The sequence below is a fragment of the Nonomuraea antimicrobica genome (genome assembly GCF_039536965.1).
Classification (GTDB): domain Bacteria; phylum Actinomycetota; class Actinomycetes; order Streptosporangiales; family Streptosporangiaceae; genus Nonomuraea; species Nonomuraea antimicrobica.
The window spans coordinates 12,996-36,259 of record NZ_BAAAZP010000237.1 but is presented as its reverse complement, the minus strand read 5'-3'; the positions used below and the strand labels follow the sequence as shown (position 1 = coordinate 36,259).

Below are 23,264 nucleotides of genomic sequence, written 5' to 3'. Positions count from 1 at the left end.
CCGCACCACCGGCTCGCCGAACTGTCGCGACACGGTCGACGTTCCTCGGCGTCGGGTACACGAGAGAGCCGGCCGGTCTTTGGTGCGGTGTTGGAGGTGGGGCGTCAACCTTGGCGGTCCGAGGCGGACGAGTCCAGTTCGTCTGCTCGGCGGAGGTCCTTGGGGTGGCCTATGGCGCGACGCACCTGGATCGGGTCCTTTCTGGAGGGGTAGTGAACTTCCCGGCCAACCGGACCGGCGCCGAAGGCGTCGGCGCACAACTGCGCGAACCACCCCACTCCCGGCAGCAGGAGGAACCAGCCGAGGACGGCCCAGCCCAGGTGCAGGTGCTGGGCCACGTGGGCGAAGGCCGCCACTCCCTGGGCCCGCAGCCCGTCCGCCCGCTCGTAGGTCATCCGGCGCAGACCGGCGGGATGGTTCTCAGCGGGCAGGATCCGCAGCGACACCGGGCGGCGGCGGCCGACCCATCGGCCGAGCTGGTCACACCGCTCACAGGTCGCGGCCACGTAGACGTCGGCGTGTGGCAGGCCGGCGTAGGGACGGACGCGAGGGAGCCAGGCACGTACGTGCGCCCGGTACGTCGTCCAGTCGGCGCCGTACCGGGCGAGCAGTTGTGTCCCCTCGTGCCAGGAAGCCAGCCCTGCGCCGTAGGCGACGCAGACGACCGCGGCGGCGGCGAACCGGACGTCGAGAACCGCGAGCGGCAGGTAGGCGCCGACCATGGCGGACTGCATGGGATTGCGCAGGTAGGCGTACGGCCCGCTGGTGACGAGGCGTTTGGGCGGGTCGTAGGGCACCGGTGTGCCCCGTCCCGAGACGGCGAACTCGCGGACGGCGGCGACCCCGAACATCAGCGGCACGGCGAGCACCTGCGCCAGCAGCCCGAGCACCCACGTGGGCTGCCGCCACACGCCGGTGAGCGCGATCGGGACGCCGAGCATGAGCCCGCCCACGAGGAGCACCTGTGCCGACACCCGCCACGGCAGACGGCGGTCCGCGGCGGTCCACCGGGCGAGGAGCAGGCCAGGCAGCAGGGCGAGCCCGATCGCGGCGGCCTCGCCGTACAGCCAGTCCTTTCCGAGCACCACCACCGGCTCGGCCAGCGGCATCACCGCCAGGTCCAGCCAGGCGAGCACGGCGACGACCAGCGCGAGCGGCAGGGTCCGCGCGACGCAGGCGGGCAGCGCGCCCCAGAGCAGCGCCCAGCCCAGCAGGAGGTCGGCGGGGACACCGGCCACGAGCGCGCCCTTTGCGCCGAACGTCCACCATCCCGCCCCTACGGCAACGACGTTCACCACCGCGAGAGCGAGCAGGTTCCACGCCGAGGCGACGATCATCGCGGCGATGTCGCGCTGCCCGGGCCGCCGTAGCGCGGCCGTGATCCACACGGCGGCCGTCGGCACGAAAAGCGCGACGCCCCGGATCAGCGCCGGGTCGTTCATGAGGTGAACGTCCTGGCCAGGTAACCGGCCGCCTCAGAGACCGCGTAACGCTGAAGCGGGCCGAAGTACCAGCCGGGGTCGAAGGTGCGGCGATAGGCGATGGTGACCGTCAGGCGGTCCGCACGCCAGTCGAACGTCGCCTGGCGCAGGTCCATCCAGCGGGCCACGGTGGTGTCCTCCACCACGGCGAACACGACGTGCCCTGGAGCGCGCTCGCTCACCCGCAGAGTCAGCGACCGGGGTTCCAGCGGGGCGCCGATGCCCAGTGAGCGGCGGGGAGTGAAGGTGATCGTACGGGTGTCGCCGACGGCCAGACCGGTGCCTTCGGACCGGATCGGGCGGGGGAAGCCGAGGCGCAGGAAGGGTGACTCCACGGGCCCGAACCGCGGTTGCGCGGCCAGTACTCGTTCGACGTCCGTGCCTGCCGCGCTCACGGTGACGCTCACCTCGTCGGCACGCGGCATCGAGGCTACGGTGCCCTCCAGCGCGGCGGCCATGACGAGCGGCATGAGGAGCAGTCCCATCCGCCCCTTGCCTGTGCGGCGCCGCACCTCGTCGATGAGCACCCCGACCAGTCCGCCGACCAGGTAGAACAGCGGCGCGGCCAGCACCAGGCAGACGATCCCCTCACCGAGCAGCGGCCCGGCGAGGGCCAGGGCGACGGTGATGGAGGCCATGACCATGCCGACCGTGCTGCGCGGCCGCGCGGTCAGAGCGACGGTGACGGCGATCACGGCCGGTATGCCGACGTAGAACAACGCCGTCTGCTCCAGATGGCCCTCGTGCAGGACTCGATAGAGCAGCATCGCCGCGAACAGGGCGGCCAGGACTCCGGCGAGTAATCGTCTCGCCTTCTGCTGAGGTTGCCGGTCGGGCTCCACAAGAACTCCTTAATCATACGGTTTAACCGACTGATTAAACCGTATGATGCGGGCATAGCAATCTGTCAAGAGGGGGCGCGGTGACCGGAAAGCAGCAGCCAGGGGCGGAGACGCGGGACCGCCTGATCGAGGCCGCTGCCGAGACAGTGCGCAGTCACGGGTACGCGGGCACCAGCGCGCGGGCCATCGCCACGACCGCGGGGGTCAACTCGGCGCTGGTCTTCTACCACTTCGGCGGCGTCGACGCGCTGCTCCTCGCCGCGCTGGACCGGTCGTCACAGCAGCGCATGACGGCCTACCGGCAGGCGGTGGACAAGTGCCGGACGCTGGAGCAACTCGTCGAGACCGCGAATGAGATCTACCACGCCGACATCGAGGGCGGGCACATCACGTTCTTCGCCGAAATGGTCGGCGCGAGCATCGCCCGCGCCGAACTGCGCAAGGAGATCACCGCGCGCGCCGAGCCGTGGATCGACTTCGTCGAAGAGGCTCTCGAGCGGGTCATCGGCGGATCGCCGCTGGCCAGGCTCCTGCCGCCACGCGAGCTCGCCTATGCGGCGATCACCTTCTATCTCGGAGTCAACCTCTTCACTCACCTGGACGCCGACCGTACCCGGACCCAGGCGCTGTTCGGCCTGGCCGAACGGACGGCGCCACGCGCGCGGCTGCTCACCATGCGTCTGCCCGGCCGCCGCCGCACCGACAAGCCTCCTGCACCGGACGAGCCCTGACCTACGTCGCGCCCCTTGGCTTATCAGAACGGGATTCCTCGGTGGGTGGGTCGGTCCAAAGCCGGGAACGTCCACACCGACTCGACCGAGGTCGACAACGCCGCGTACGGCACCTGCCTGCGCATCTCCGCACTCAGCGTGTACGTGCCCCGCCCGGCGGGCAGGTCGGCGCGCAGCTCGCACCCGTCCGGCCGGTAGAACTGGCAGTCGGCCAGGCCGGCCTCGGCGAGCACCCGCCCGCCCTTGCTGATGGCGGCGGGGCCTCCGGCGCCACCCCTCGGTACTTCTCGCCCCGGCCCGCCACGGTTGAGGCGACATGTGTGCCGTGGCCGAAGTTGTCGCGGATGTCGGGCTCGTCGCTGAAGTTCCGCTCCACCGCCACGGCGTCCTTCAGATCCGGGTGGCCGGGGTCGTAGCCCGAGTCGAGCACCGCGATGGTGACGTCCTGGCCCTTCAACCCCTGCTCCCACGCCTGCGGAGCGGCGATCTGGTTGACGCCCTGAGCTGCGACGTTGACGTTCGTGTGCCGGGCGTTCGCTGTCTGATGGAAACGCCTACAGAAGAAGATCTTGGACGATAGCTTCGTGACATGCGTGCGCAATCAGCGGTGTTGAGCAGCGAAGTGCCCTCCTCGTCCCGGATCGCGGGTTTCACGTTGGTCGAGACCGCGGCTGGGCCGCTTGTGGTCTGCGCCGATTCCGGATACGGAGGTGTGTGGACCTGGGATCCGTTGCGAGATGTGTGGCAGGAGCGGCCGCTGGCCTTCGCCTGCGCCGGGGATCCGCTGGCCGCCCAGTATCCCCATGCTGAGAACGACATTCATGCGGTAGCCGCGGTCGTGTCCGGCGGCCGCGTGGTCCTGGCTGCGGGAGGCGATGAACAGGGGGTTGCCTTCTGGGACCTGGAGAGCGGCGCACTGATCCGGGGAGCGCGGTTCGAGGACCCCTATCTTGCGGCCGTCACCGAGGTGCGGGGCGAGGGAGCGCCGCTGTTCGTGACCGCCACGCAGTACGCGGAGGAGGTCCTGGTGTGGGGGCCGTCCGCGGAGGCGCCGGTAAAGCTGGTCAACGAAGTCGGCCACATCGCCTGCCTCACGGCCTCACACGCCCTTGGCTTCTCCCTGGCGGCGGCGGGCGGGATGGACGAGGGAGTGGCTGTGTGGGATCTTCCGGCGGGCGGGGAAGTGGCGTCGTTCGACACCGACGAGAAACGCGTGCTGGCCGTCTCGCTGGCGGGGCTCGCGGGTGACCCGATCCTGGTGGCGGGGGTCGAGGATGAGATCTATGTGTGGGGCCTGGCCGACGAGCACGGGGATGATCCCCTCCGTGACCCGCTGACCGGCCACGAGGACGCCGTCGTCGCTGTGGACACGGCCGTGATCGGCGAGTGTACGCTGGCGGTGAGCGGGGGCGAGGACGCGACGGTGCGCCTTTGGGACCTGGTGACCGGCACGCAGCTCGGCGATCCGCTGATCGGCCATGGGGGAAGTGTCGAAACGGTTCAAACCGCCATCCTCAACGGGCGCCATGTCGCCCTGAGTGCGGGCCGCGACAGCAGAATCAATATCTGGGACCTGCAAGCCATCGCGCGGTAGAGGGGCTCAGGTGGATCTGCGGTCAGGCTGTTCGGCGGCCTGGTGGGCGTGGGTCTGGCGAGGCGGTAGGAGTGGGGGCCGGTCTCGATGATGGCGTTGTAATTTAGTCGGTCGGCGATGGCGGCGGTCCTGTGTAAGTGTCTGAGCTGCGCTTTTGTGGTCATGACTGTTGATCGGGGTGCAGGCGTGTAAGGCGGTTCGTTGCTGGAGGAGTTGGCGCGGCGGGAGGCTATGCTCCGGCGGCGGATCGAGGAGGTCCGGGAGCAGATCGCGGTGGCGATGGGGTTGCCGGATGAGGCGGCCAAAGCGGGAGGGGCTGCGGTCCAAGCTCAAGCGGCTGGTGGAACGCGATTGGGCGCGCCGTTGCGGCGGGAGGCGAGCCGGCCCGCGCGTTGAGGGCCGGTCGCATTCCCGTGGTGCGATTATCCGCACCTTCACGCCGTGCGGGGCCGGTGCCGGAGGCGAACGCCCGCGCACTTTTGCCAGGGACGTCGAGGCGAGATCGCCGCCAAGGGCCGGTCGGAAGGACATCACATCAGGCTCTGCCCGCCGTCGACGGTGATCACCGTGCCGGTCACGAAGTTGTTCGCCATCACGAACACCGCGGCCGAGGCCGCCTCCTCGGCCGTCCCGAACCGTCCCAGCGGAGCCGTCCGCCCCGCCTCGGCCACGGCGGCGTCGTCGGCCCATCCCATTGAGGTACGCGAGAGTGGCGTGTCCACCACCCCGTACCGGATCGCGTTGACGCGCAGCCGGCGCGGCGCCAGCTCCACCGCCAGTGCCCTGGTCAGCCCTTCGACGGCGCCGATGCCGGCGATGGCCGCCGAGGCGCCGGGGATGGGGCGCGTCAGGTAGACGCCGGAGCTGAAGGTGATCGAACCGCCGGCGGGCAGGCGGCGCACGGCGGCGCGGGCAGTGCCGTACGCGCCCCAGATCCGCCCTTCGACGGCATCGCCGACCTGCTCGCGCGGCGTGTCCAGCAGCGCTCCGACGGCCAGCGCGCCCGCCGTCACCAGGACGTGGTCCACCGCGCCCGCCCGGTCGAACGCCCGCTCGAGGTCGGCCTCGTCGGTCCCGTCGGCGGTGATCCCGGCCACGGTGGCGCCGGGCGTCGCGCGTACACGGTCCACCGCGGCGGCAAGCCGGCGGGTGTCACGGGCCACGAGGGTGACACGCGCCCCGATCGAGGCGAGCAGCGTGCCGGCGGCCAGGCCGATGCCCGAGCTGCCCCCGACGATCACCACGGAACGACCCTCCAGCCCGGCGGGCATGGGGGAGCTGACGGGCACGGGGGCGAGTGTGATCACGGACATATGTGCTTCCTTTCACGAATAAACCATCTGGTTGGTTTAGACCATGGCGCGCCGCGGCCAGAAAGTCAACTGAATGGTTTATTCTGTGGGTATGACGTACGACGCGGGGGCCACCCGGCAGCGGATCTTCCAGGCCGCCACCGCCGAGTTCGCCGAGCACGGCCTCGCCGGTGCCAGGATCGACCGCATCGCCGCCGCCGCCCAGGCCAACAAGCAGGCCATCTACCTGTACTTCGGCGGCAAGGAGAAGCTGTTCGGCGCGGTCGTACGGGCCAAGCTGGACGAGATCTGCCACGCCGTCAGCCTGGACCCCCGCGCGCTGCCCGAAGGGGTGGGCCGGCTGTTCGACTGGTACCACGAGCACCCCGAGCTGATCCGCCTGCTGCTGTGGGAGGCCCTGGAAGTGGGAGAAGGGCAGGTCGAGGGCGAGCAGGAGCGCAAGGAGTCCTACCGCGGGCACGTGGACGGCCTGACGGCCGCCAGCCTGCCCGAGCGGGCGACGGCCCAGGACTGGCTGTTCACCATCCTGGGCCTGGTGGCGTGGAACTTCTCGGTGCCGCAGCTACGGCGCCTCATCCTCGACGAGCCCGACCCGGAGCGGGCCCTCGCGCGCCGCCGCGCGGCCGTGATGGACCTGGCCAGAGTGCTGGCCGAGCAGGCGATCGGGGCACGCGCTTGACGGGGTGGGAGCAGACCCCGGATTCCTTCGCGGCGCCGCCTCGCTCAGGCCGGCCGCGGAAGCCGAGCCAGAAACCGCCGCCGAGCTGATCAACTGCCAGGCACGGCCCCAGCATCGTCCGTCCCGTCCGTCGACGTGGATATCGTGATCGCCATGGCATCCCGAACCGGCGAATCACCTCAACTGGCCGCACTCCGCAGTCTGCTGGGCGAAGAGAAGCCGCCCTCACCGTCCCGCGCCTGGCGGGCGATCCGGGAGCTGGTCGTCATGGATCACGGCGTCGGCGCCACCGCCGCGGCCGAACTCGCCGCCGACTTCGCCGTGATAGCGCAACCGCCGACGAACAGGCTGCTCAAACTGTGGCCGGCAGTCACCGACCGCGGCGAGTTCGCTCGCCTCCTCCTCGCTCCCGCCTTCGCCCGCGAGAACCGCACCGAGCTCGACCTCGGCAGGAAACACACCTTGGAGGGTGTGGGCCACCTGACGACGCTCCGCCACCTGCGGATCTCGCGCCGCAAGGACATCGCGGCCCTGGACGAGCTCGCCGCCCTCGACAACCTCGTCCACCTCGAGCTCGACCAGTGCCCTGAGATCTCCGACTTGGCCCCGATCGTCGGCCTCACCAAGCTGACCACGCTCAACCTGGGCGGCTGCCGCGCGGTCACCGACCTTGCCCCGCTCAAGGCGCTCACCGGCCTCGAAAGGCTCGATCTGTCCAGGACCGGCATCAGTCATCTCGCCGACCTCACGGAACTCGCCGCTCTCACCGAGCTGAACGTCTCCCGCTGCGTCCTTCTCCAAGACCTCGAAGGGCTCGAAGACAAACCTGCCCTGACCACCCTGAACATCGAGGGATGCGCCCGGCTCACGTCCCTGCGGGGCCTCGGCACGATTCCCGGGATCACCCGCCTCAGCCTGAGCGGCTGCGACAAGCTGACCGACCTACGAGGGCTCACCGGCCTCACCGGGCTGGAAGGGCTCGCGATCCTCGGGTGCACCGGCCTCGCTTCGCTCGATGGCGTCGAACAACTGTCGTCACTCCAGTGGGTCTCGATCGTCGACAGCCCCGAGGTGCGCGATCTCTCGCCTCTGTCCGCCTTGCCCGCGCTGCGCAAGCTCCTCCTGTCCGGGCAGCCTGTCACCGACGCCTCCGCACTCCCCCGCTCGGCATCGCTGAACGAGCTCACCATCCGCCGCTGCGACACCCTGGACAACCTCGACGGGCTCGGCGGCCTGCCCGCACTGTCCGATCTGTGGCTGGACGGATGCGGCGGGCTGCGCACGCCGGGAACCGGCCACGATCTCCCCTCGCTGCGCCAACTCACCCTGTGGGACAGCCCCGCGCTGGAAGACCTCGGCGGCATAGCCGACCTCCCGGCACTCACCAAGCTGTCGTTATCGAGACTCCCGGACGAACTCGACCCCGCAGGACTGCGCGGCCGAGCCCCGTTCAAGAAGATCCGCACCCATCGCGACCACGATCCCCGATGGCAGGCCGCCATCTCCCAGGCGCTCGGCAAGAAGGTGCGGATGGTCGACGGCTGGCTCGAAGTCCTGGACGAACCGCTGGACGCCTGACGCCGACCGGCCCTCACATGGCAGGGCGGCGGAGGGTGAGGACGAGGCCTGACGGCACGAGCCGCGACGGACAGTCTTCAGGCGTTGAGCAGGTCGAGGGCGATGTCGACGATCATGTCCTCCTGGCCGCCGACGAGGCGGCGTCGGCCGACTTCGAGCAGGAGGGTGCGTACGTCGATGCCGTATTGGCGGGAGGCGGTTTCGGCGTGGCGCAGGAAGCTGGAGTAGGCGCCGGCGTAGCCGAGGGTGAGGGTTTCGCGGTCGACCTGGACGGGACGGTCCTGGAGGGGGCGGACGATGTCGTCGGCGGCGTCTTGCAGGGCGAACAGGTCGCAGCCGTGTTTCCATTCGTTGAGGTTGGCCACGGCGATGAACGGTTCGATGGGGCAGTTGCCGGCGCCTGCGCCGTGGCCGGCCAGGGAGGCGTCCACGCGGGTGACGCCCTCCTCGACGGCGACGACGCTGTTGGCCACGGCCAGGGAGAGGTTCTGGTGGGCGTGGATGCCGAGTTGGGTGCCGGGGTCGAGGACGTCGCGGTAGGCGCGGACGCGCTCGCGGACGCCGTCCATGGTGAGGCGGCCGCCGGAGTCGGTGACGTAGACGCAGTGGGCGCCGTAGGACTCCATGAGCTTGGCCTGCCGGGCCAGCTCGGCGGGGGGTGCCATGTGGCTGAGCATGAGGAAGCCGGCCACGTCCATGCCGATCTCGCGGGCGGTGGCGATGTGCTGGGCGGCGACGTCGGCCTCGGTGCAGTGGGTGGCGATGCGGATCGAGCGGACGCCCAGGGAGTAGGCGTGCTTGAGTTCGGCGATGGTGCCGATGCCGGGTAGCAGGAGGGTGGTGAGTTTGGCCCGGTTGATGTTGGCGGCGGCGGCCTCGATCCACTCCCAGTCGGTGTTGCTGCCGGGGCCGTAGTTGACGGACGCGCCGGCCAGGCCGTCGCCGTGGGCGACCTCGATGGCGTCCACGCCGGCGGCGTCGAGGGCGGCGGTGGTGCGGCCGACGTCGTGGGGGGTGATGCGGTGGCGGACGGCGTGCATGCCGTCCCGCAGGGTGACGTCCTGGATGTAGAGGTTCACGCTGCCGCTCCTGCGATGGCGAGGCGTTCGGCGACGCGCAGGGCGGCCGAGGTCATGATGTCGAGGTTGCCGGCGTAGGCGGGCAGGTAGTGGGCGGCGCCCTCCACCTCCAGGAACACCGACACGCGGGTGGTGACCGGCTCGGGGGTGAGCGTGGTGACCGGCTCGTCGACCGGAGTGAACTGCACGTCCTGCTTGAGACGGTAACCGGGGACGTACTTGGCGACCTCGGCCACCATCTCCTCCACCGAGGCGCGGACGGCGTCGTGGTCGGCGTCGCCGGTCAGGCAGAAGACGGTGTCACGCATGATGAGCGGCGGATCGGCCGGGTTCAGCACGATGATCGCCTTGCCGCGGGCCGCGCCTCCGACCTGCTCGATGGCGCGCGCAGTGGTCTCGGTGAACTCGTCGATGTTCGCCCTGGTGCCCGGTCCTGCCGATTTCGAGGCGATCGACGCCACGATCTCGGCGTAGTGCACCGCAGTCTGCGACGACACCGCGGCCACGACAGGGATGGTGGCTTGTCCGCCGCAGGTCACCATGTTCATGTTGGGCGCCTCTATGTGCTGGCCGAGATTGACCGCCGGGACCACGAAGGGGCCGAGAGCCGCCGGGGTCAGGTCGATGATCCGCTTGCCGTAGTGCTGGACGGTGGTGGCGTTGTGCCGGTGGGCTCCGGCCGAGGTGGCGTCGATGACGATGTCCACGTGCTCGAACTCGCTCAGCCGCACCAGGCCGTCGACGCCCTCCGCGGTCACGGCGAGTCCACGCCTGCGTGCCCTGGCCAGGCCATCTGAGTCAGGGGCGATGCCCGCCATGGCCACCACCTCGACCTTCTTTGACAACAGGGCCTTGAACATGAGGTCGGTTCCGATGTTCCCCGATCCGATGATCGCTATTTTCACTGGTCACTCACCGTTCCTCGCTCACTCTTGGTTCCTTCTTCGAAGACCGCGGTGCAGGAGCCGAGCCCCTCGATGCGCGCCTCGAACACGTCTCCCGGTCCGACAGGCACCATCGGCCCGAGCGCGCCGGTCAGCACGATGTCACCGGCTCGCAGCGGGAAATCCGTCCGGGCGAGGGTGTCGGCCAGCCAGACCGCCGCGTTGAGGGGGTGGCCCAGGCAGTCGGCTCCCGTTCCGGTGGAGACCTCTTGGCCGTTCCTGACCAGGCTCATCACCGCTGTCCGCAGGTCCAGCCCCACCAGGTTCACCGGAGTGCTCCCCAGGACGAATCCTCCGCTGGAGGCGTTGTCCGCGATCGTGTCGGCCAGCGTGACGTCCCAGCCTTCGATTCTGGAGTCCACGATCTCGATGGCAGGAACGGCGTACTCGACCGCACGGATGAGATCATCCGTCGTGAACGGCCCGCCGCAGAGGTCCGCACCGAGAACGAACGCGATCTCCGCCTCGACCTTGGGCTGAAGAAACGCGTGATGGGGAATGGGCAGCCCGTCGAAGTACCACATGTCGGCGAACAGCATGCCGAAGTCGGGCTGGTCGATACCGAACTGGCGTTGCACCGCTGCGCTGGTGATGCCGATCTTCCGTCCGACGAGCCTTCTCCCTGTGGCGATGGCGCGGTGAGTGTTGATCTCCTGCACCGAATAGCCGTCGGCCGCGGTGGCTATCAAATCCCTGACCGGGGGGCACGGTCGGCCGGATGTGGCGGCGGCCAGGAGCCGGTCGGCCGCCTGGCTGTGGACCGACGCGGGCGCAGACCGGTGGTCGTTCATGGGGAGCTCCTGCTCGATGGGGTAGCCGCGGAGAGCATGCGGGGACGGCCGCCGATCGTGCGGCCTGTCGCGCGTTTCCGCTGGTCCATGGATACAGGTGCACCTGGCGGTGTACAACAATAAGTTCCATGACACGGAACGGCGACCGTCATTCGATGCTGGAGAGAGTGTGGCTGGTGCTGGACGCGTTTCGTCCGTCGGGCGGCCCGTTGCGCCTGGTCGACGTCGCGGAGCGCTGTCACCTGCCCAAGTCCACCGCGTTGCGGTTGCTGACCGATCTCGGCGAACTGGGTGTGGTCGTTCGCAAGGAAAATCGCTACTACCTCGGCAGGCGGTTGTTCGAGCTCGGCAGCATCGTCCCTCTCGAACGCGATCTGCGGCACGCCGCGTTGCCGTTCATGCATGACCTCTACGAGGCCACCGGCGCGACGACCCACCTCGCCGTGCGCGATGGGCTCGACGTGGTTTACGTGGAGAAGATTCAGCGACACGATTCACCTTCACTTCCCTCCGCTGTCGGCGGGCGACTGCCCCTGACCTGCACCGGCGTCGGGAAGGCGCTGCTGGCCCACGCGGAGGCGGAGCTGCTCGAGGAAGTGCTCCGCCGTCCCCTGCGCAGGCTCACCCCGCATTCGATCGTGGACGCCGCGCGGCTCAAGGACGAGATCCGGCGGATCCGAACGGCCGGCCTCGCATATGAACGTGAGGAGGCGCAACTCGGGAACGCCTGCATCGCCGCGCCGATCTTCAGAGGCGACGCGGTCGTGGCGGCCCTGTCGATATCGGCGCCGGCAGCCCGGTTCCACCCGGCCCGGCTGGCGGCCGCGGTGAAGACTGCAGCGCTGGGTGTGTCACGCCACTGCTCAAGTCCGATCTGAGGGCGTAGCCGGTAGCAACAGGCGAGGCCGCAGGCCGTCCGATCATGATGACCGAGGTGTGTGCGCCCTTGCTCTACCATGATTTCATGGCCACACGAGCGGAGGATTCGTCGAGCTCGTCGCGCAACGTCGGGTCCCAGACCCTTGCGCGTGGCCTGCGGGTGTTGGAGATCGTGGCGACGAGCGAGCAGGGCGTCACCACTCAGGAGATCGCCGACCACCTCGGAGTTCACCGCACGATCGCCTACCGGATCCTGGCCACCCTTTCCGATTTCCGGTTGGTCCTGCGTTCGGCCGACGGCCGTTACCGCGGCGGCGCCGGGCTCGCCGTGCTGGGCCAGGGCATTCACAGCACACTGCGGGGAGTCGCCGAATCCCACCTTCGCGAGCTGGCCCGCGAAGTGCAGTCGACGGTCGCGTTGATCGTTGAAGAGGACGACGAGGCGGTGGCCCTCGCGGTCGTCGAGCCGCCCAACGCCGCCTATCACCTGTCCTTTCATGTCGGCAGCCGCCATCCCCTCGACCGAGGTGCGGCGGGTGTGGCGCTGCTCAGCGCGCGGCGCCCACGGTCGCGCGACTCCGCAGCCGTGCGCGAGGCCCGCGAGCGGGGCTACGCGAAGACGTTCGGCGAGGTCGAGCCGGGCGCCTACGGGGTCGCCGCGACGCTCGCGCCCGTCGAGGGAGCTCCCGCGGCTTGCGTCAACCTCATCACGTACCGGGCGGACGTGGCCGAGCGCGCGGTGCCTGCGGTGCTGGAAGCCGTGCGGCGCATCGACGACGCGCTGAGCTGACCCCGCAGCCTCCCTTCCGCACCTCCTTGACAGAGCGTTCCAGGGCGTGATGCTATGCGTTCAGTTGCAATTAACGCTCCTATATGTGCGTTATGTGAAACGAGGTAGTCATGACGCGAGAGTTCACCAGCGTCTGGTCAGATCTGAGCCAGCTCGAATTCAGTCAGGGCTTTCTCCAGGCGGGCCGCTGGAGGACGCGATACCTGCACGCCGGCGACGACTCCAAGCCGCTGCTGCTGCTCCTGCACGGGATCACCGGCCACGCTGAGGCGTACGTGCGTAACCTGCAGGCTCACGGCGAGCACTTCAACACCTACGCCATCGACTTCATCGGGCATGGCTACTCCAGCAAGCCCGCACACCTGCTGGAGATTCCGCACTACATCGACCAGGTCCACGCCGTGCTCGACGTCCTGGGCGCTCGGACGGCATCCTTGTCCGGCGAGTCGCTCGGCGGCTGGGTGGCCGCGCGTTTTGCCCAGCTTCATCCAGATCGTGCGGACCGGGTCGCGCTCAACACCATGGGAGGCACCATGGCGAATCCGCAGGTGATGACGCGTATCAAGGAGCTGTCCCTGGCGGCGGCGGAGGATCCGAGCTGGGAGCGCGTTCGTGCCCGGCTGGAATGGCTGATGGCCGACCCCGCCGCCGTCACCGACGACCTCATCAAGACCCGGCAGCAGATCTTCCAGCAGGCCGACTGGAGGATGGCTTGCCGGATGAACATGGCACTGCAAGACCCGCAGATCCGTCAGCGCAACATGCTCTCCGACGACGACCTGCGCGCCATCAAGGCCGAGGCGCTGGTCATCTGGACGACCAAGGACCCCTCGGGGCCGGTCGACGAGGGACGCAGGATCGCCGAACTGATCCCCGACGGCCGGCTCGCGGTGATCGAGAACGCCGGGCATTGGCCGCAGTACGAGCAGGCCGAAGTGTTCAACCGTATTCATCTCGATTTCCTGCTCGGCCGCTGACCCCCGTCCCAGCGTCGCCGTTCGCTCACCATCGGGGAACGCCGCCCCGTACCCCCCTTTCCGGTGCAAGGAGTTCCAGCGCCATGCCCCTCTTCAAAATCTCCGCCGATGCGAATGCCGGGGTAACCCCGCAAGACCCGGCCCGGACCTCCCAGGTGCGAACGGTCGCTCTGTCGGGATATCTGGGAAGCACCATCGAGTTCTACGACTTCCTGCTCTACGGCACCAGCGCCGCACTCGTGTTCGACGTCCTGTTCTTCCCTGATCTCGACCCCGTGGCGGGAAACCTCGCCGCCCTGGGCACATTCGCCGCCGGATATCTCGCCCGCCCCCTCGGTGGCGTGATCTTCGGCCACTTCGGCGACAAACTGGGCCGCAAATCCATGCTTCTGCTCACCATGGGCATCATGGGCACGGCGAGCTTCCTGATCGGAGTCCTGCCGACCTATTCGCAGATCGGAATCTGGGCGCCGGCCCTGCTGGTTCTGCTCCGCCTGGCCCAAGGGGTGGCGATCGGCGGGGAATGGGGTGGCGCCGCACTGATGACCGCCGAACACTCCCAACCGCTACGCCGAGGTTTCTGGGCCAGCCTCACGCAAATGGGTGGCGCCTCGGGCACGTTGCTCTCCAGCGGGGCGATCGCAGTCTTCTCCAGCCTGCCTGAGGACCAATTCCTGTCCTGGGGCTGGCGCGTACCGTTCCTGCTGAGCATTGCCCTTCTCGGGGTGGGGCTGCTCGTACGGTTGAAGGTTGCGGAAAGCCCCGTTTTCGCGCGGGCGAAACGCGCCGGCGACATCGCTCGCAGCCCTGTCGCGGAGGTGTTGCGGCGGCATCCGCTGAACCTGCTGCGCGCCCTGTCGATCGGGTTCGGCGCCTTCGTCGCCAACACGCTTCTCACCGCATTCGTCACCAGCTACGGAAAGAGCATCGGCTACTCGGCCACGGAGACGCTGACGGCAGTGGCCACCGCCGCCGGTCTCTCACTGATCACCATCCCGGCCTTCGCGGCGCTGTCGGATCGAGTCGGGAGACGGCCGGTCATTCTCGGAGGAGCCGTGGGAATGGTCGTCGCCGCGTTTCCCCTGTTCTGGCTGATCAACGCGAATGATGCCGGCCTGCTGACCCTCGCGGTCATCTTGGGCAACACGCTGCTCTTCCCGGCCATGTACGCGCCGCTCGCCGCGTGCTTCGCCGAGATGTTCGGCACGGGCGCCAGGTATACCGGCGCTTCGCTCGGCTACCAACTCGCATCCACGCTCGGCGCGGGATTCGCTCCGCTCATCGCAGGCAGTCTGCTGTCCGGTGGCGGAGGCGGAGAGAACACGACCTGGGTCTCGATCTTCCTGGCAGGTGCCGCCGCGATAACCGCAGTGGCGATGTGGGCCACCCCCGAGACCCGCGGGCACGATCTGCACACCATGTGACCGCGCAGGACTGTCCCGCGTTCCCCAACGCCATCCCTTTCACGTAGGAGATAAGGAAATGTCAAGGATTCTGATCATCGGTGGAGGCTTCGCCGGTGTCTGGAGCGCCGCCGCGGCAGCCCGGCTGAGACGGGAAGCGGGCGCGAGCGACACGGATCTGTCGATCACGGTCATCAGCCCTGGCGACGACCTCGTCATCCGACCGCGACTGTACGAGCGCGACCCCGACAGGAAGCGCCTGCCGCTGGACCGGATTCTCGGCCCCATCGGAGTCGACCGGCTCGCCGCCACGGTGACCGGCATCGACACCGGACGCCAGACGGTGACCGCGGTCCAGCGCGACGGGCAGACGGCCGACCTGCCCTACGACCGGCTCGTGCTCGCTTCGGGCAGCGCACTCGTGCGACCGCGCATCCCCGGAGCCGAGCACCTCCACAACGTCGACACCCTTCCCGCGGCCGCTGCCCTGGAGTCACACCTGCAACGCCTGCCGGAACGGCCGGTGAGCGAGGGGCGGTACACGGCCGTCGTGGTCGGTGCGGGCTTCACCGGCCTGGAAATCGCCACCGAGCTGGTCGGCCGGCTCACGGAAGTCGCGGCACCGCACGGCTTCGCGGACCGGGTGCGTGTCATCCTGGTCGAGCGCGAGTCGGTCGTGGGCCCCGATCTCGGGGCGGGACCGAGAGGCGACATCCTCGCCGCGTTGGCGCACCTGCGGGTGGACCAGCGTCTCGGGACCAGCGTGCAGGCTGTGGGCCCGTCCGAGGTCGTCCTGACCGACGGCACCACAGTGGCCGCGGCGACCACGGTGTGGACGGCCGGGATGAAAGCAAGCCACCTGGCGGAGAACATCCCCGGACATCGCGATCAGCTCGGTCGTCTCGCCGTCAACGGCCATCTCCAGGTGCAAGGCGTCGAGGGAGTCTACGCGGCCGGAGACATCGCTGCGGCCAGAGCCGACGCCGAACGTTACGTGATGCAAAGTTGCCAGCACGCGAGCCCCCAGGGCAAGTACGCCGGCCACAACGTCGCGGCCGACCTCCTCGGCCTGCCCCTGGAAGAGTTCAATCCGGGCCCGTACATCACCTGCCTCGACCTGGGCGGCGCAGGAGCGGTCTACACGACGGGATGGGAACGCACTGTCTCGCTCACCGGGCCTGAAGGCAAGGAGCGCAAGCGCCTGATCACCCACCAGTGGCTCAACCCGCCCGTCGACGACGCCGAGGCGATTCTCGCGCGGGCCGACTTCCGCTCCTCGGTTCACAGTGTTCTCAGCCGCTGACCACGGGACGGAGAAGAGCATGCAGTCCGCTGTGGACACGGACGTCCTCATCGTCGGCGCCGGACCCGTCGGCCTGATGCTGGCCAACCTGCTGGGCCTGTACGGACGGCGCGTCACGGTCATCGAGGCACGTGCCGAGCTGATCGACTACCCGCGCGGCGTCGGCATGGACGACGAGTCCTTCCGTACGATCCAGACCGCGCAACTGGTCGAGCAGGTGGCCCAGCACACCGTCCCGCACCACATCGTGCGGTTGGTCAACGGCAAGGGCCAGGTCCTGATGGTCAACGACCCGGCCACTGACGAGTTCGGCTGGCCCCGCAAGCATGGTTTCGTGCAACCGCTGGTGGATCGTGAGCTGCTGGCGGGGCTGCGCCGCTATCCCTCGGCGGACGTGCGCTTCTCTCACGAACTGGTCGGCCTGCACGAGGAGCCCGATCACGTACGGGCCGACGTCAGCCTCGGCGGGCCGGAGGGTTCCGTCAGCCAGATCCGTGCTCGCTACCTCGTGGGTTGCGAAGGCGGCCGGTCGTTCACCCGGCGGTGGATGGACGTGGGGTTCGAGGGTGTGTCTCCGTCGACCAGGTGGCTGGTGATCGACGTGGACAACGATCCGCTCGGCACGCCGAACGTGTACCTGGGGGCCGATCCCCGACGCCCGTACGTGTCGATCGGTTTGCCGCACGGTATCCGCCGCTGGGAATTCATGCTCTTCGATGATGAGCCTGCCGAACTCGCCGAGGATCGGACGTTCCTCGCGAAGTTGCTGACCGGGCACGTCCCCGACCCGCACGCCCTCGAGGTGATCGGCCAGCGGGTGTTCTCCCATCACGGCCGGATCGCCACCAGATTCAGGAAGAACCGGGTGCTTCTGGCCGGCGATGCTGCGCACCTGATGCCGGTGTGGCTCGGACAAGGCTGGAACTCCGGTATCCGCGACGCCACCAACCTGGCGTGGAAACTCGCCTCGGTGCTCCGCGGGCTCTGTGACGACGCGCTGCTGGACACCTACGATCTTGAACGACGCGAGCACGCCAAGGCCATGATCGACCTCAACATGACCGCGGGGTCGATCATGAAGGCCGATCGGAGATTGGCAACGGTACGTGACACCGTCGCCGGAGCGCTGAGTCTGGTTCCCGCCATGAAGAGTTACCTGACCGACATGCGGTTCAAACCGATGCCGCGCTACCGGCGTGGCGTGGTGGTCGACCCCAGCCGGCAGACGGCGGGATCAGCCGCCGACACGATACGGCCCCGGCTCGTCCCCGTGGTCGACGCGCCCGACCGCACGTCTCCCGTCGGTCTGCAGTTCATCCAGCCGCGGGTACGGACCGCCGCAGCCGGCGACGCCCTCTTCGACGATGTCATCGGCAACTGGTGGGCCATCGTCGCCTGGGGCAACGACCCCAGCAGGCTGCTCACCCCCGATGATCTGGACCGGGTCCGCGACCTGGGGATCGGGCTGGTCTGCGTCGTCCCCGAGCAGCAACGGCAGTGGGCCGAGCGAGCGTACGGCGGTGCGGCCGTGCCGGTCACTGTCGTGGGAGACCTGCAGGGCCGAATCAAGCGATGGTTCGACGAGCGGCCACTCGGCGTGGTGTTCCTCCGCCCGGACCGGTTCGTCGCCGCCGCCTGCCTGGCCCAGCAGACCAGCGCCACCCTGCGCGCCGTACTGCAAGCGATGTCGTATGTGAAAAGAGAGCCCAAGGGATGAGTGCCGCTTCCGTGTGCATGTCACACAGCCCTCTGCTCGAGCACGTTGAGCCGCCCGCAGACGTACGGGCGGCGGTCGACGCGGCGTTCGCGCGGGCGCGCGCGTTCGTGCGGGAGTTCGACCCCACCTTGATCGTGATCTTCGCGCCCGATCACTACAACGGCTTCTTCTACGACCTCATGCCGCCCTTCTGCGTGGGGTACGAGGCGTATGCCGTGGGCGACTACGGCTCCTCGCAGGGCTGGCTGGATGTGCCCTCCGAGCTGGCCGCCGATCTCGCGCAGCACGTCCTCGACTGCGACATCGACATGGCGATATCGCGCCGCATGGAGATCGATCACGGCGCGGTCCAGCCGCTCGACATTCTGTTCGGCGACATCGCCGCCAAACCGACCATTCCGATCTTCGTCAACTCCGTCGCCAAACCCTTCGTCACGATGCGGCGAGTCCGGCTGATGGCCGAGGCCGTCGGGAAATACCTGCAGAAGCTGGACGAGCGGGTTTTGGTGGTCGGCTCTGGAGGACTCTCCCACGACCCGCCGGTCCCGCAGTGGTCGACCGCCACCGAAGAACAAAGGAGGCTCCTGCTCGACGGCCGGCATCCGACAGCAGCCGCGCGAGCCGCGCGCCAGCAGCGGGTCATCGACGCCGCACGAAGCTTCGCCGCCGGCCAATCCGACATGCTGGACCTCAACCCCGAGTGGGACGAACGTTTCATGGACCTGTGTGCCACGGGCCGGCTCGAAGACACTGACGCGTGGACTCCCGACAGCATGGCCGCGGCGGCCGGCAATTCGGCCCATGAGGTACGCACCTGGCTGGCGGCTCACAGCGCGCTGCGGGCCGCCACGAACACGCCGACCATGGACGCCCCAGCCGTTCATTACCGGTTCTACCGGGCGATCCCGGAGTTCATCGCGGGATTCGGCGTGATGGTCTGCCACTGAACTGCTGCGGGTGGCCAGGGCTCCAGGAATCGGCGGCGCAGCAGGCGGGCCTGTTGAGAAGCCGAAGCGCCGACGACCAGGACGCTCGCCGGGCTGTTCACGTGTCGTCGTCCAGGTGGATGGCGGCACCTGGGCACACCTGCGCGGCCTCGCGGACCGCGGCGTGCAGAGGTTCTGTCGGCCTCGGGTGGGGCTACCACGTGACGGGCAGTGCGTGGACGCCGTAGATGGCTGAGAAAGATCATCCGCTCGGGATGCGCCAAGGTGAAGTCGATGACCCGGCGAAGCCGGGCCAGGAAACGGTTCAGGCCACGTTCCTGTCGCGGTTCAGGCTCGGCCCGCATTCCGGCGAGGACCATCTTCTGCGCGTAGACGAGGGCCGCTTCGATCGAGGGGAAGTATTTGTAGAACGTCTTGCGGCTCATGCCGTCTGAACGTGGATACCGCCGTTCAGGAGGAGCTGACCAGGTCGTGCGCGGCCTCGGCGAAGGCGCGGACCCGAGCGGTGGCGCCGTCGGTCCGCCACAGCAGGCCCCATCGCAGTGGCGGGGCGTCGCTGATGGGGATGTAGGCGACGTCGGGGCGTGCGTAGTAGCGCCTGGCCTGGGCGCCGACGGGGAATGCGCCGTGGCCGGCGCCGATGAGGGTGAGCATCTCGTTGAACGTTGAGGCTGAAGGCCCGGGCTCGATCAGCCGTCCCGCAGGAGTGGTGCGCGGAGTGCGGTCCTCTCGCAGCGAGACCGGCAGGGTGTCCGGTAGCTGAAGGAGCTTCACCCTGGCGAGATCGTCGAGCGAGACCGACGTACGACGGGCGAACGGATGCTGGGACGGCACGGCGAGCATGCGCATCTCGGACACCAGCACCGGACCGGTGGTGATGCCCGGCTCGTCGATGGGGAACGTGCCCAGTGCAAGATCGACCTGGCCATCGCGCAGCCAGGGCATCAGATCGACCATCTGCGCTTCGCGGAGCCGGACATCGCAGTCCGGCAGGCGACGGCGGACCAGCTCGGCGGCCCCGGCGAGCAGCTGCCCGCCCGCCGCGCCCACGAAGGCCACCCGCAGGGTGCCGGTGAGGCCGCGCCCGGAGTCGATCGCCCGCGCGAACGCCGCGGCGATCTGGTCCCAGGCGGGCCGGACCTCTTCGTACATCTGCCGGCCGACCGCGGTCAGCTCCACTCGGCGGCTGCTGCGGGTGAACAACGGCACGCCGGTTCGGCGCTCCAGCTTGGCGATCGTTTGGCTGATTCGGGCGGTGGACACTCGCAAGCGCTCGGCGGTGCGGCCGAAGTGCAGTTCCTCGGCCAGGGTCAAGAACGCCTCCAGCTCATGGCGCTCCAGCATGACACCCCCAGATCGTTAACTTCAGCTTCACGATTCTTGCACAGGGCCACATTGATCCGCCCGTCACTCCCGAACGAGAGTGGATCGACCAATCGTCACTGTGACCTGCACAGGAGCAAGCATGTACGTCACCGCGGAGCACGCCCTGTCCGCTCTGGACACCGACGCGGACGCAGCCGTCCAGGAACTACCGGACCGCGCCGAGATCCTCGACGCGCTGCACCGGTTCGACCCGGGCCAGGATCTGAAGGACAAGGCCCTGTCCGCCTCGGCCTTCGCCGCCGACATGGACACCACCCACCGGGTCACCAACCCCCGCATCACCGTGGACGGCGACTCCGCACGGCTGACAGCTCTGGTGGAGGCCCGGCATCTGCTGACCGCCGAACACGCCGCCTTCGCCCTGCTGAAGAACCTCAACGACGTCGAACCGGTTCGCGACGGCCTGCGCCGGGTCTTCCGCCGCCTGCGCATCGACAACGACTGGTACACCGGCGCCGCCACCACGATCTTCGGCAACTGACGACCCCCAACCCAAGATCGGAAGACAGATGACCAGCCACATCAACGACCTGCGCACCCTCGTCCGCGGACGGGTCCTGCTTCCCGGAGACGACGGCTTCGACCAGGCCCGCCGCCCCTGGAACCTCGCCGTCGAACAAACCGTTCCCGCCGTGGTCGAAGCGGCCGACGCCGCCGACGTCGCGGCCGTGGTCCGCTTCGCCCGCGCCCGCGACATGGCCGTCTCAGCCCAGCCCAACGGCCATGGCGCCACCACCAACCTGGACGGCGCCATTCTGCTGCGCACCCGCCGACTGGATTCCCTCCAGATCGACCCGGCCGCCCGACGCGCCCGCGTCGGCGCGGGCGTGTCCTCGGGCAGCCTCCAGGCCGCCGCAGCGCCGTACGGCCTGACCGGTCTGCCCGGCAGTTCGCCGGTCGTCAGCGTCACCGGTGTCGCCCTCGGCGGCGGGCTGAGCTGGTTCGGCCGCATGTACGGCTGGATCGCCGACAGCGTCACCGCCTTCGACATCGTGGACGCCGAGGGGCGGCAGCGGCGCATCACCGCCGACACCGACCCCGACCTGTTCTGGGCCATGCGCGGCGGTGGCGGCTCCTTCGCGATCGTCACCGCCCTGGAACTCTCCCTCCACCGCGCGCCTCATCTGTACGGCGGCCGGCTGCTGTGGCCCACCAAGCACGCCCCGGACGTGATGGACGCCTACCGCCAGATCACCGCCACCGCCCCCGACGACCTGACTCTCTGGCTGGACCTGCTGCACTTTCCCGGCTCTGACCCCATGGTCGCCGTCGATGCCACCTACCTCGGCCAGGCCGCCGCGGCCCGCGGCCTGCTCAGCCCTCTGGACCGCCTGCCCCACCCCCTCACCGACAGCAGACGGACCATGACGGTCGCCGAACTCGGCACCATCACCGCCGAACCGACCGACCCCAGCGCGGGCTCCTCACGCGCCGAGCTGCTCACCCACCTGGACGACACCGCGGCCAAGACCCTGCTGGCCGACCCGATCGCCCCGCTGATGAGTGTGCAGATACGCCACCTGGGCGGCGCGTTCACCCGCCCGTCCGACAGCCCTCACGGCCCGCTGGCCGAGCCCCACGCGCTCTACCTGTTCGGCGTGCCTGCCGACCCGGCAACCACCGAGGCCATTACCGCCAAACAACGCGCACTCACCGACGCACTCCCGGTGAGCGGACGCAAACCCTTCACCTTTCTCAGCCCCGGCGAGTCAGTGGCCAGCGCCTTCCCTCCCGCTGCGCTCCGTCGCCTTCGCGACCTCGAACGCCACCACAACCCGCACAACATCTTCCGTGCCAATTTTCCCATCTCCGACTGAAGGGCTGAATGCATCCCCAAACGGTCTTCCGCTCTGGCCGGGACTGTACGATCACTGGCTCTGGCCCGCTTTCGGTGGTGACGGAACGTGATAACTCGTGTCGGTCCACGGCTATCTCGTCGTGCTGTGCCAGCGTGACGCCGGTGTGACGTAGAGGATCTTGCAGGACTGGTATTCCCGCAGCGGGCCGACCTGGTCATGGGCAGTGTTCAGGCCGAGGATCTCGCGCCGGCCGTCGGCGTTGACGCCGGTGGCGACCAGGGCGTGCACGGTCACCGTCCGGCCACTGCTCGACCATCGCGTCGAGTTCGGCGGCCATCGCCGAGACCTGCGATTCGGACAATGAAGTGATGCCCATCGCCTCGGCCGGCTTCTTCACCCGCCGCGTCGACACCCCGAGCAGGTAGCTGGTGGCCACCACCGAGGTGAGCGCCCGCTCGGCCCGGCGTCGCTCGTCCAGCAGGAAGTCCGAGATGTAGGAGCCCTGCCGTAGCCGGGGCACGGCCAGTTCAATGCTCCCGGCGCGGGTGTCCCATGGGCGGGTGCGGTAGCCGTTGCGGGTGTTGACCCGCTCGCTGCTGACCTCGCCGTAGCCGGCGCCGCACAACTGCTCGACCTCGGCGTCCATCATCCGCTGGGCGAACTCGCGGATCATCGTCCGGAGCAGGTCCGGGCTCGCCGCGGCAAGGGTGACTTCCACGCGAATCGAAGGATTACGGAGTGGCCGTCTCGTGTCACATGGATCTCACCCGTACCAGTCCAAGGGCTCGACCCGGAGCTCACCCGCGACCGGCTACACCTCAACGGGCCGGGCTACCGGGTCTGGGCGCAGGTACTCAGACCCCTTGTCACGCCGTTCGCCGGGCCCACGAACTCCTGATCGCCTGCCCAGTTGCGAAGCGATCGAAGCGGAGCATGAGGTGGCGGTGCCGCGGCGCCAGGTCGCCCGGCCGAAGCCGGACCGGGCCCATCGGGCTCATGGACCTTGGGCGGCGGACAGGCTCGTTCCTGTT

At 68.9% G+C, this 23,264-nt stretch carries 23 protein-coding genes and 1 pseudogene; 14 read left to right on the top strand and 10 right to left on the bottom strand.

The genetic code is table 11. From position 1 onward, the window contains the following. Positions 1 to 104 precede the first annotated feature (104 nt). Both ABD844_RS49790 and ABD844_RS49785 read right to left on the bottom strand, forming a co-directional pair. Positions 105 to 1,442, bottom strand: coding sequence for a methyltransferase family protein (locus tag ABD844_RS49790; RefSeq protein ID WP_344896152.1), 1,338 nt, complete (start codon positions 1,440 to 1,442; stop codon positions 105 to 107). Beyond that, positions 1,439 to 2,323: a hypothetical protein gene (locus ABD844_RS49785; RefSeq protein ID WP_344896149.1), complete on the bottom strand. Its 885-nt coding sequence runs from the start codon at positions 2,321 to 2,323 to the stop codon at positions 1,439 to 1,441. The genes ABD844_RS49790 and ABD844_RS49785 overlap by 4 nt, the downstream gene beginning before the upstream one ends. 62 nt (positions 2,324 to 2,385) lie before the next feature. On the opposite strand from ABD844_RS49785, the gene ABD844_RS49780 reads away from it, so the two are divergent. Next, positions 2,386 to 3,054 carry a TetR/AcrR family transcriptional regulator gene (locus ABD844_RS49780; RefSeq protein ID WP_344896249.1) on the top strand — a complete coding sequence of 223 codons (669 nt, stop codon included), beginning with the start codon at positions 2,386 to 2,388 and terminating at the stop codon, positions 3,052 to 3,054. 23 nt (positions 3,055 to 3,077) lie between these two features. Here ABD844_RS49780 and ABD844_RS49775 read toward each other — a convergent pair whose 3' ends face one another. Both ABD844_RS49775 and ABD844_RS53535 read right to left on the bottom strand, forming a co-directional pair. After that, positions 3,078 to 3,287 (bottom strand): hypothetical protein, encoded by a 210-nt coding sequence (locus tag ABD844_RS49775; protein ID WP_344896146.1) that lies wholly within the window; start codon positions 3,285 to 3,287, stop codon positions 3,078 to 3,080. Further along, positions 3,188 to 3,511 carry a S8 family serine peptidase gene (locus ABD844_RS53535; RefSeq protein WP_425568796.1) on the bottom strand — a complete coding sequence of 108 codons (324 nt, stop codon included), beginning with the start codon at positions 3,509 to 3,511 and terminating at the stop codon, positions 3,188 to 3,190. Before ABD844_RS53535 ends, ABD844_RS49775 begins: the two co-directional genes overlap by 100 nt. A gap of 132 nt (positions 3,512 to 3,643) precedes the next feature. On the opposite strand from ABD844_RS53535, the gene ABD844_RS49770 reads away from it, so the two are divergent. Then, positions 3,644 to 4,648 (top strand): WD40 repeat domain-containing protein, encoded by a 1,005-nt coding sequence (locus ABD844_RS49770; RefSeq protein WP_344896143.1) that lies wholly within the window; start codon positions 3,644 to 3,646, stop codon positions 4,646 to 4,648. Between the two features lie 530 nt (positions 4,649 to 5,178). Here the strand turns inward: ABD844_RS49770 and ABD844_RS49765 are convergent. After that, positions 5,179 to 5,961: an SDR family oxidoreductase gene (locus tag ABD844_RS49765; protein ID WP_344896140.1), complete on the bottom strand. Its 783-nt coding sequence runs from the start codon at positions 5,959 to 5,961 to the stop codon at positions 5,179 to 5,181. Positions 5,962 to 6,052: 91 nt separating this feature from the next. Between ABD844_RS49765 and ABD844_RS49760 the strand changes: the two genes are divergently transcribed. Further along, positions 6,053 to 6,640 (top strand): TetR/AcrR family transcriptional regulator, encoded by a 588-nt coding sequence (locus tag ABD844_RS49760; protein ID WP_344896137.1) that lies wholly within the window; start codon positions 6,053 to 6,055, stop codon positions 6,638 to 6,640. Between the two features lie 153 nt (positions 6,641 to 6,793). Then, a complete protein-coding gene (locus ABD844_RS49755; protein ID WP_344896134.1) occupies positions 6,794 to 8,218 on the top strand; it encodes a leucine-rich repeat domain-containing protein in 1,425 nt (474 codons plus the stop codon). Positions 8,219 to 8,295: 77 nt separating this feature from the next. On the opposite strand, the gene dmpG is transcribed toward ABD844_RS49755, so the two are convergent. The 3 genes from dmpG to ABD844_RS49740 are packed head-to-tail and all read right to left on the bottom strand — an operon-like array spanning position 8,296 to position 11,032. Continuing rightward, the gene (dmpG, locus tag ABD844_RS49750; RefSeq protein ID WP_344896131.1) at positions 8,296 to 9,297 is read right to left on the bottom strand and encodes a 4-hydroxy-2-oxovalerate aldolase; all 1,002 of its coding nucleotides are present in this window, start codon (positions 9,295 to 9,297) and stop codon (positions 8,296 to 8,298) included. Continuing rightward, complete coding sequence (locus ABD844_RS49745; RefSeq protein WP_344896128.1) at positions 9,294 to 10,202, bottom strand: acetaldehyde dehydrogenase (acetylating); 909 nt, start codon at positions 10,200 to 10,202, stop codon at positions 9,294 to 9,296. The genes dmpG and ABD844_RS49745 overlap by 4 nt, the downstream gene beginning before the upstream one ends. Beyond that, positions 10,199 to 11,032 (bottom strand): 2-keto-4-pentenoate hydratase, encoded by an 834-nt coding sequence (locus ABD844_RS49740; protein WP_344896125.1) that lies wholly within the window; start codon positions 11,030 to 11,032, stop codon positions 10,199 to 10,201. Before ABD844_RS49740 ends, ABD844_RS49745 begins: the two co-directional genes overlap by 4 nt. A 128-nt stretch (positions 11,033 to 11,160) precedes the next feature. On the opposite strand from ABD844_RS49740, the gene ABD844_RS49735 reads away from it, so the two are divergent. From ABD844_RS49735 to ABD844_RS49700, 8 genes are all read left to right on the top strand, one after another. Next, on the top strand, positions 11,161 to 11,910 hold the full coding sequence (locus tag ABD844_RS49735) for an IclR family transcriptional regulator (RefSeq protein WP_344896122.1): 750 nt from the start codon (positions 11,161 to 11,163) through the stop codon (positions 11,908 to 11,910). A 44-nt stretch (positions 11,911 to 11,954) separates the two neighbouring features. After that, positions 11,955 to 12,701 carry an IclR family transcriptional regulator gene (locus ABD844_RS49730; RefSeq protein ID WP_344896119.1) on the top strand — a complete coding sequence of 249 codons (747 nt, stop codon included), beginning with the start codon at positions 11,955 to 11,957 and terminating at the stop codon, positions 12,699 to 12,701. A 110-nt stretch (positions 12,702 to 12,811) separates the two neighbouring features. Next, the gene (locus ABD844_RS49725; protein ID WP_344896116.1) at positions 12,812 to 13,678 is read left to right on the top strand and encodes an alpha/beta fold hydrolase; all 867 of its coding nucleotides are present in this window, start codon (positions 12,812 to 12,814) and stop codon (positions 13,676 to 13,678) included. 83 nt (positions 13,679 to 13,761) lie between these two features. After that, positions 13,762 to 15,102, top strand: a complete 1,341-nt coding sequence (locus ABD844_RS49720) for an MFS transporter (RefSeq protein WP_344896113.1) — start codon at positions 13,762 to 13,764, stop codon at positions 15,100 to 15,102. Between the two features lie 58 nt (positions 15,103 to 15,160). Continuing rightward, positions 15,161 to 16,384 carry an NAD(P)/FAD-dependent oxidoreductase gene (locus ABD844_RS49715; RefSeq protein ID WP_344896110.1) on the top strand — a complete coding sequence of 408 codons (1,224 nt, stop codon included), beginning with the start codon at positions 15,161 to 15,163 and terminating at the stop codon, positions 16,382 to 16,384. A 19-nt stretch (positions 16,385 to 16,403) separates the two neighbouring features. Continuing rightward, on the top strand, positions 16,404 to 18,101 hold the full coding sequence (gene mhpA, locus ABD844_RS49710) for a bifunctional 3-(3-hydroxy-phenyl)propionate/3-hydroxycinnamic acid hydroxylase MhpA (protein ID WP_344896107.1): 1,698 nt from the start codon (positions 16,404 to 16,406) through the stop codon (positions 18,099 to 18,101). Further along, the gene (locus ABD844_RS49705) at positions 18,098 to 19,048 is read left to right on the top strand and encodes a 3-carboxyethylcatechol 2,3-dioxygenase (RefSeq protein WP_344896104.1); all 951 of its coding nucleotides are present in this window, start codon (positions 18,098 to 18,100) and stop codon (positions 19,046 to 19,048) included. Before mhpA ends, ABD844_RS49705 begins: the two co-directional genes overlap by 4 nt. Positions 19,049 to 19,275: 227 nt before the next feature. Beyond that, positions 19,276 to 19,482 (top strand): hypothetical protein, encoded by a 207-nt coding sequence (locus ABD844_RS49700; protein WP_344896101.1) that lies wholly within the window; start codon positions 19,276 to 19,278, stop codon positions 19,480 to 19,482. A gap of 16 nt (positions 19,483 to 19,498) precedes the next feature. Here ABD844_RS49700 and ABD844_RS49695 read toward each other — a convergent pair whose 3' ends face one another. Next, on the bottom strand, positions 19,499 to 20,392 hold the full coding sequence (locus ABD844_RS49695; protein WP_344896098.1) for a LysR family transcriptional regulator: 894 nt from the start codon (positions 20,390 to 20,392) through the stop codon (positions 19,499 to 19,501). Between the two features lie 121 nt (positions 20,393 to 20,513). On the opposite strand from ABD844_RS49695, the gene ABD844_RS49690 reads away from it, so the two are divergent. Further along, positions 20,514 to 20,915 carry a nuclear transport factor 2 family protein gene (locus ABD844_RS49690; protein WP_344896095.1) on the top strand — a complete coding sequence of 134 codons (402 nt, stop codon included), beginning with the start codon at positions 20,514 to 20,516 and terminating at the stop codon, positions 20,913 to 20,915. 28 nt (positions 20,916 to 20,943) lie between these two features. Beyond that, positions 20,944 to 22,251, top strand: a complete 1,308-nt coding sequence (locus tag ABD844_RS49685) for an FAD-binding oxidoreductase (RefSeq protein WP_344896092.1) — start codon at positions 20,944 to 20,946, stop codon at positions 22,249 to 22,251. A gap of 186 nt (positions 22,252 to 22,437) precedes the next feature. Here the strand turns inward: ABD844_RS49685 and ABD844_RS49680 are convergent. After that, positions 22,438 to 22,957, bottom strand: a pseudogene (locus tag ABD844_RS49680) (transposase); the annotation flags it as partial. Positions 22,958 to 23,264: the final 307 nt, after the last annotated feature.

What these genes read in the sequence shown, in the direction of transcription:
- ABD844_RS49790 (WP_344896152.1), bottom strand. Translation starts at nt 1,442, where the DNA reads ATGAACGACCCGGCGCTGATCCGGGGCGTCGCGCTTTTCGTGCCGACG.
- ABD844_RS49705 (WP_344896104.1), top strand. Translation starts at nt 18,098, where the DNA reads ATGAGTGCCGCTTCCGTGTGCATGTCACACAGCCCTCTGCTCGAGCAC.
- ABD844_RS49730 (WP_344896119.1), top strand. Translation starts at nt 11,955, where the DNA reads ATGATGACCGAGGTGTGTGCGCCCTTGCTCTACCATGATTTCATGGCC.
- ABD844_RS49695 (WP_344896098.1), bottom strand. Translation starts at nt 20,392, where the DNA reads ATGCTGGAGCGCCATGAGCTGGAGGCGTTCTTGACCCTGGCCGAGGAA.
- ABD844_RS49685 (WP_344896092.1), top strand. Translation starts at nt 20,944, where the DNA reads ATGACCAGCCACATCAACGACCTGCGCACCCTCGTCCGCGGACGGGTC.
- ABD844_RS49725 (WP_344896116.1), top strand. Translation starts at nt 12,812, where the DNA reads ATGACGCGAGAGTTCACCAGCGTCTGGTCAGATCTGAGCCAGCTCGAA.
- ABD844_RS49690 (WP_344896095.1), top strand. Translation starts at nt 20,514, where the DNA reads ATGTACGTCACCGCGGAGCACGCCCTGTCCGCTCTGGACACCGACGCG.
- ABD844_RS49715 (WP_344896110.1), top strand. Translation starts at nt 15,161, where the DNA reads ATGTCAAGGATTCTGATCATCGGTGGAGGCTTCGCCGGTGTCTGGAGC.
- ABD844_RS49760 (WP_344896137.1), top strand. Translation starts at nt 6,053, where the DNA reads ATGACGTACGACGCGGGGGCCACCCGGCAGCGGATCTTCCAGGCCGCC.
- mhpA (WP_344896107.1), top strand. Translation starts at nt 16,404, where the DNA reads ATGCAGTCCGCTGTGGACACGGACGTCCTCATCGTCGGCGCCGGACCC.
- ABD844_RS49765 (WP_344896140.1), bottom strand. Translation starts at nt 5,961, where the DNA reads ATGTCCGTGATCACACTCGCCCCCGTGCCCGTCAGCTCCCCCATGCCC.
- ABD844_RS49735 (WP_344896122.1), top strand. Translation starts at nt 11,161, where the DNA reads ATGACACGGAACGGCGACCGTCATTCGATGCTGGAGAGAGTGTGGCTG.
- ABD844_RS49770 (WP_344896143.1), top strand. Translation starts at nt 3,644, where the DNA reads ATGCGTGCGCAATCAGCGGTGTTGAGCAGCGAAGTGCCCTCCTCGTCC.
- ABD844_RS49700 (WP_344896101.1), top strand. Translation starts at nt 19,276, where the DNA reads ATGGCTGAGAAAGATCATCCGCTCGGGATGCGCCAAGGTGAAGTCGAT.
- ABD844_RS49740 (WP_344896125.1), bottom strand. Translation starts at nt 11,032, where the DNA reads ATGAACGACCACCGGTCTGCGCCCGCGTCGGTCCACAGCCAGGCGGCC.
- ABD844_RS49755 (WP_344896134.1), top strand. Translation starts at nt 6,794, where the DNA reads ATGGCATCCCGAACCGGCGAATCACCTCAACTGGCCGCACTCCGCAGT.
- ABD844_RS49720 (WP_344896113.1), top strand. Translation starts at nt 13,762, where the DNA reads ATGCCCCTCTTCAAAATCTCCGCCGATGCGAATGCCGGGGTAACCCCG.